The 6,398-nt window shown below is 70.2% G+C and carries 5 protein-coding genes and 1 pseudogene; all 6 read right to left on the bottom strand.

Annotated features, from left to right (window positions below; translation table 11 throughout):
- Positions 1-677: phosphotransferase (locus ACKOQ4_RS03390; RefSeq protein ID WP_526288817.1), on the bottom strand; the 677-nt coding region annotated here is incomplete at its 3' end.
- A 61-nt stretch (positions 678-738) separates the two neighbouring features.
- Entirely contained in the window at positions 739-2,298 is a 1,560-nt protein-coding gene (gene nuoN / locus ACKOQ4_RS03385; RefSeq protein ID WP_526288815.1) for an NADH-quinone oxidoreductase subunit NuoN, read from the bottom strand.
- The gene (locus ACKOQ4_RS03380) at positions 2,295-3,878 is read right to left on the bottom strand and encodes an NADH-quinone oxidoreductase subunit M (protein ID WP_526288813.1); all 1,584 of its coding nucleotides are present in this window, start codon (positions 3,876-3,878) and stop codon (positions 2,295-2,297) included. The genes nuoN and ACKOQ4_RS03380 overlap by 4 nt, the downstream gene beginning before the upstream one ends.
- Positions 3,879-3,882: 4 nt before the next feature.
- Positions 3,883-5,781, bottom strand: coding sequence for an NADH-quinone oxidoreductase subunit L (nuoL, locus tag ACKOQ4_RS03375; RefSeq protein ID WP_526288811.1), 1,899 nt, complete (start codon positions 5,779-5,781; stop codon positions 3,883-3,885).
- A 4-nt stretch (positions 5,782-5,785) separates the two neighbouring features.
- Entirely contained in the window at positions 5,786-6,085 is a 300-nt protein-coding gene (nuoK, locus tag ACKOQ4_RS03370) for an NADH-quinone oxidoreductase subunit NuoK (RefSeq protein ID WP_526288809.1), read from the bottom strand.
- Positions 6,082-6,398, bottom strand: a pseudogene (locus ACKOQ4_RS03365) (NADH-quinone oxidoreductase subunit J family protein); the annotation flags it as partial. The pseudogene ACKOQ4_RS03365 and the gene nuoK, both read right to left, overlap by 4 nt.

Genomic DNA, 6,398 nt, shown 5'->3' with positions numbered 1-6,398 from the left:
TCGACGAGGTCCGAGCGGCCGATCTCGGGAACCGCGAACCCATACCAGTCGCGCAGCCAGTGGAAGTGCCGGCGCAGCGGGGTGTCGCCGGGCGGGTCGGCGTCGATGAGGAACCCGAATGTCGTCGCGGCGTCGGGGATCGCGTGCAGGTCGGCCAGCACCGCGACGGTGGCGTCCTGCAGTTCGCGCTGCCTGTCGGCGGGGGCGTCGGCGAACCAGTTGCCGCCGAAGGTGTAGGGCATCACGTCCGGCGGAACGATGCCCTCGACGTGGTCCATCAGGAAGAACGGACTGCCCAGCAGCTCACCGGTCGGTTCGAGCCAGCGCACCTGCGGCACCGGCACGCCGGTGCGCTCGGCCACCAGCCGCAGCAGGTCGAACTGGTGGTCCAGCCGGTAGGCCGGGAACACCGGTACGTCCTCGGCCTTCGGGGCCACCCGGGCCACCCACTTCTGCTCGACGGGCGCGCCGTCCTGCGTCCAGCGGCCGGTGAGGATGATGGTCTCCGAGGACATCCCGTTGGCGTCCACGCCGCTTTCCACCGTCACCTCGGGCCGCACGCCGCCGGGCATCACGGTCGACAGCCACTGCGAGAGCACGGCGGGCAGGGTGCTGGTGTCGCGGCCCGAGCGCTGCAGACGGGCGACTTCGGTGTCGACGGTCGGTTGGTTGGTCACGTGGTCCTCCGGGACACCACCCTACGCGCGACCGGTCCCCCGATCGGTGGACGCGTACCCGCTAGGACAGGAACCTCGCCGCGGCGTCGGCCATATCCAGCAGTGGCTGCGGCAGCGCACCGAGGGCGAAGGTGATCAGCGCGGTCACGCCGATCGCCGCGACGCTCAGCGACCCCGGCGGGGCGACCTCCGGGGCGTCGGCGGGCGGCTCGGTGAAGAACATCAGCACGATCACCCGCACGTAGAAGTAGGCGGCGATGGCGCTGGCCAGCACGCCGACGACCACAAGCGGGATGGCCCCGCCCTCGCCGGCGGCCTTGAACACCGCGAACTTGCTGACGAAGCCACTGGTGAGCGGGATGCCGGCGAACGCGAGCAGGAACAGCGAGAACACCACCCCGGCCACCGGGTAGCGCCGGCCCAGCCCGGCCCAGCGGGCAAGTTCGGTGGCTTCGGCGCCGTCGGCGCCGCGGACCACGCTGACCACCGCGAAGGCCCCGACCGTGCTGAAGCCGTAGGCGGCCAGGTAGAACAATGTGCCCGACAACCCGGAGGCGCTTCCGGCGATCACGCCGATGAGGATGAAACCGGTGTGGGCCACAGCCGAATACGCCAGCATCCGCTTGACGTCGCGCTGGGTGATCGCGGCGATGGTGCCGACCACCATGGTCAGGATCGCCACCGCCCACAGCACCGGACGCCACTGGTCCTTCAGCTCCGGAACGCCGACGTAGAGCAGCCGCAGCAGCGCGCCGAACGCCGCGATCTTGGTCGCGGCGGCCATGAAGGCGGTGATCGGGGTGGGCGCACCCTGATACACGTCGGGCACCCAGGAGTGGAACGGCACCGCGCCGACCTTGAACAGCAGGGCGACGCACACCAGGGCGGTGCCGACCAGTGCCAGCGTGCCGCCCCCGGAGCCGTCGCGCAGCGCGGCGCCGATTCCGGTGATGCTCAGGGTGCCGGCGTAGCCGTACAGCAGCGCCATCCCGTAAAGGAAGAATGCCGACGAGAACGCCCCCAGCAGAAAGTATTTCAGCGCCGCCTCCTGGGAGAGCAGACGGCGGTGACGGGCCAGTCCGCACATCAGGTACAGCGGCAGGGACAGCACCTCGAGCGCGACGAACATGGTGAGCAGGTCCCCGGACGCGGGGAACAGCATCATCCCGCCGACGGCGAACATGGTCAGCGGGAACACCTCGGTCTGGGAGATCGCCGCCTTGGTGGCCACCTGCTCGGCGACGCTGCCCGGCGTCGCCGAGGCCTGCGGGGTGAACCCGTCCAGACCCGAGGCCCCGGATTCGGCTCCGCTGCGCCGCTCGGCGATCAGCAGCACGCCCAGCACCGCCACCAGCAGGATGGTGCCCTGCAGGAACAGCGCCGGCCGGTCGACGGCCACCGCCCCGACCACCGCCGAGCTGCCCGCGCCCGGGCCCAGGTTCCGGTAGACGCCGATCAGCGCGGCGAACGCGGCCAGCAGCCCGGCCAGGCTCACGGTGAGTTGCACCGGGTAGCGGACGGGGCGGGGCGCGAACGCCTCGACGAGGACGCCGGCCACCGCCACGCCCAGGACGATCAGCAGCGGGGCGAGCACCCCGTATTCGACGCTGGGGGCGGTCATTTCATCGCTCCGAGGCTCGGCGCCGGATCCGGCTGGTGGATTCCGGTCAGCGTGTGGTTCACCGACGGGTTGATCACGTCCAGGGCGATCTTCGGGTAGAACCCGAGCACCAGCAGCAGCACGATCAGCGGCGCCATCACCACCAGTTCCCGTGGCCGCAGGTCGGTGAGTTTCTCGTTGCCCTCGGTGACCGGGCCGGTCATCATCCGCTGATACATCCACAGCACGTAGACCGCCGAGAGCACCAGGGCCAGTGCGGCGATCACCGCGAAGGCCGGGTAGCGGGTGAACGTCCCGATGAGGACGAGGAACTCGCTGATGAACGGGGCCAGGCCGGGCAGCGACAGGGTGGCCAGCCCGGAGATCAGGAAGGTGCCGGCCAGAACCGGTGCGACCTGCTGGACGCCGCCGTAGTCGGCGATGGCCCGGCTGCCGCGGCGGCTTACCAGGAACCCGGCGACGAGGAACAGTGCGGCGGTGGAGATTCCGTGGTTGACCATGTACAGCGTCGACCCGGACTGGCCCTGGCTGGTCATCACGAAGATGCCCAGGATGATGAAGCCGAAGTGACTGATCGAGGTGTAGGAGATCAGCCGCATGACGTCGGTCTGGCCGATGGCCAGGACGGCGCCGTAGATGATGCCGATGACGGCCAGGGCGATGACGACGGGCCGGAACAGCGCGGCCGAGTCGGGGAACAGCGGCAGGCAGTAGCGCAGCATCCCGAAGGTGCCGACCTTGTCCATCACCGCCATCATCAGCACCGCCGAGGCCGGGGTGGCCTGCACCGCGGCGTCGGGCAGCCAGCGGTGCAGCGGCCACAGCGGCGCCTTGACGGCGAAGGCGAACAGGAACCCGCCGAAGAGCATGTGCGCGACCACGGGGGCGACGACGAACTGCCCGCTGGACACCGCCTCGGTGATGGCGCGGACGTCGAAGGTGCCGCCGTCGAAGTTCTTCGCCGTCACCACGTACAGCCCCACCAGGGCGGCCAGCATGACCAGGCCGCCGAAGAGGTTGTAGAGCAGGAACTTGACGGCCGCGGCCGGAGCCGCCGAACCGGCGGCGGCCGGATCAGACCCCTTGGCGCCGCCGAAGCCGCCGATCAGGAAGTACATCGGGATCAGCATCGCCTCGAAGAACACGTAGAAAAGCAGGATGTCCAGCGAGGCCAGCGAGATCAGCACCATGCCCTCGACCGCCAGCATCAGGGCGATGTAGCCGTGCGTCCCGCGGCCGGACAGGCCCGGCCGGTCGTCGGCGTCGTTCCAGCCGGCGATCAGCAGCAGCGGCATGAGTACGGCGGTCAGCACCACCAGCGCCAGCGCGATGCCGTCCACACCGAGGATGTAGCCGGTGCCGAAAGACTTGATCCAGGGGTGGTTCTCGACGAACTGGTAGCGCGGTCCGTCCGGCCGGAAGCCCACCGCGAGCACGATCGCGATCGCCAGCACGCCCAGCGACACCGCGAGCCCGGCGTACTTGGCCGCACCGCGCAGCGGGGCCGGCAGCAGGATGATGACCGTCGCACCGACCATCGGCAGCGCCCACAGCAGGCTCAGCCACGGGAAGTTCGTCACGTGCTCATCTCCACATCGCCGCGATCAGCACCGCGCCGGCGAACAGGCCGGCCCCGGCGAGCATTGTCAGTGCGTAGGTGCGGGCGAACCCGGTCTGCAGGGCGCGCAGCCCGTCGGAGAACCGGCCGACCAGTGCGGCCATCCCGTCGACGCTGCCGGCGACCACCTTGTCGTCCACCACGACCAGCGCGCGGGTCAGCTGCTGGCCGCCGCGCATGAAGACCGCCTCGTTGACCGCGTCGCCGTAGAGGTCGCGCCGGGCCGCGACGGTCAGCGCCGAGACGTCCTGCGGCGCGGTCTGCGGCACGCCGGCGGAGTACTTGCGCCAGGCGATCGCGACCCCGACGGCCACCGCCGCCAGGGCCAGCGCGGTCGTCACCCAGGCCGGGACCCCGTGCTGGGCCTCGTGCGCTCCGACGACGGGTTCCAGCCAGTGCTGCAGGGTGTGGCCGACGGCCAGCAGCGCACCGGCGCCGACCGAGCCGACGGCCAGCACGACCATCGGCAGCGTCATCACCGACGGCGACTCGTGCGGATGGGCTTCGCCGGCCCCCGGGGGAACCGCCCCGCGCCGCTCACCGAAGAACGTCAGCTGCATCACCCGGGGCGTGTAGAAGGCGGTGATCGCCGCGCCGAGCAAGGCCGTCCCGCCGAGCAGCCAGCCGCGCAATCCGCCTGCGTTGACGGCGGTTTCGATGATGGCGTCCTTGGAGAAGAAGCCGGCGAACGGCGGGATCCCGATGATGGCCAGATACCCCAGCCCGAACGTGACGAAGGTGATCGGCATCACCGTGCGCAGTCCGCCGTAGCGGCGGATGTCGGTCTCGTCGTTCATGCCGTGCATGACCGAGCCGGCGCCCAGGAACAGTCCGGCCTTGAAGAAGCCGTGGGTCAGCAGGTGCATGATCGCCACCGCGTAGCCGGCCGGGCCCAGGCCGGCGGCCAGCACCATGTACCCGATCTGGCTCATGGTGGAGGCGGCGAGTGCCTTCTTGATGTCGTCCTTGGCACAGCCGATGATCGCGCCGAACAGCAGCGTCACCGCGCCCACGATGACGACGCCGGTCTGCGCGGCCGGCGCGAGGTTGAACACCGGGCCGGAGCGCACGATCAGGTAGACCCCGGCGGTCACCATGGTGGCGGCGTGGATGAGCGCCGAGACCGGGGTGGGGCCCTCCATGGCGTCGCCCAGCCAGGACTGCAGCGGGACCTGGGCGCTCTTGCCGCACGCGCCGAGCAGCAGCAGCAGCCCGACCGCGTTGAGCGTGCCCTCACTCATCCGCGGCGCGGCGCTGAAGACCTCGGCGAAGTTCACCGAGCCGACGGCGGCGAACAGCACCATCAGCGCGACCGCCAGCCCGATGTCGCCGACCCGGTTGACCACGAACGCCTTCTTGGCCGCGGCCGCGGCGCTGGGCTTGTAGGACCAGAACCCGATCAGCAGGTAGGACGCCAGGCCCACGCCCTCCCAGCCGGTGTAGAGGCCGAGGTAGTTGTCGGCGAGAACCAGCAGCAGCATGGCCGCGACGAACAGGTTCAGGTAGGCGAAGAACCGCCTGCGCTCGGGATCATGGGACATGTAGCCGATCGAATAGATGTGGATCAGCGCGCCGACGCCGGTGATCAGCAGCACGAAGCACACCGACAGCGCGTCGAGCTGCAGGCCGAAGTCCACCTTGAGCACCCCGACGGGCACCCAGGAGAACAGCGTGTGGTGCACCAGCCGGTCCTCGGCGGGAAGTCCGTGCAGGTGCGCGAAAAGCGCCGCCCCGCAGAGGAATGAGCCGATGACCGCCGCGCAGGCCAGCAGGTGGCCCCAGGCGTTGGTCGCCCGTCCGCCCAGCAGCAGGGTCACCGCCCCGGCCAGGGGCAGCGCAATAGTAAGCCACAACAGGGTCGTCACCGGATCAATGCCTCAGCAGGTGGGACTCGTCCACGTCGGCGCTGCGACGGGTGCGGAAGATCGCGACGATGATGGCCAGGCCGACCACGACTTCGCAGGCGGCCACGACCATGGTGAAGAACGCCACCGCCTGACCGTCGAGGTGGCCGTGCACCCGCGAGAAGGTGACGAACGCGAGGTTGCCGGCGTTGAGCATCAACTCGACGCACATGAACATGACGATGGCGTTGCGGCGCACCAGCACTCCGGCGGCGCCGATGGTGAACAGCAGCGCGGACAGGTACAGGTAATGGGCCGGGGTCATCGCGGCTCCCGGATGGTGAGGCTGACCGAGGACAGTTCCTCGGAGCCGTCGGGCAGCAGGGCGAGACTGTCGACGGCGTTGCGCCGCGCGTAGACCCCCGGATTGGGCAGCGGGGTCGGCCGGCCGACGCCGCGGAAGCGCGCGAAGGCCTACTCGGCGGGGGTCGTGGGCCGGTCGAAGCGTTCCCGGTGGGCCAGGATCAGCGCGCCGAGTGCCGCGGTGATAAGCAGTGCGCTGGTGAGCTCGAACGCCCAGAGGGTGCGGGTGAAGATCAACACCGCACGGCCCACGACGTTGCCGCCCGCGTTGGCCT

Source organism: Mycobacterium sp., assembly GCF_046095365.1.
Classification (GTDB): Bacteria; Actinomycetota; Actinomycetes; order Mycobacteriales; family Mycobacteriaceae; genus Mycobacterium.
The sequence above is the reverse complement of the archived record's forward strand: the minus strand, read 5'-3'. Positions and strand labels throughout refer to the sequence as shown.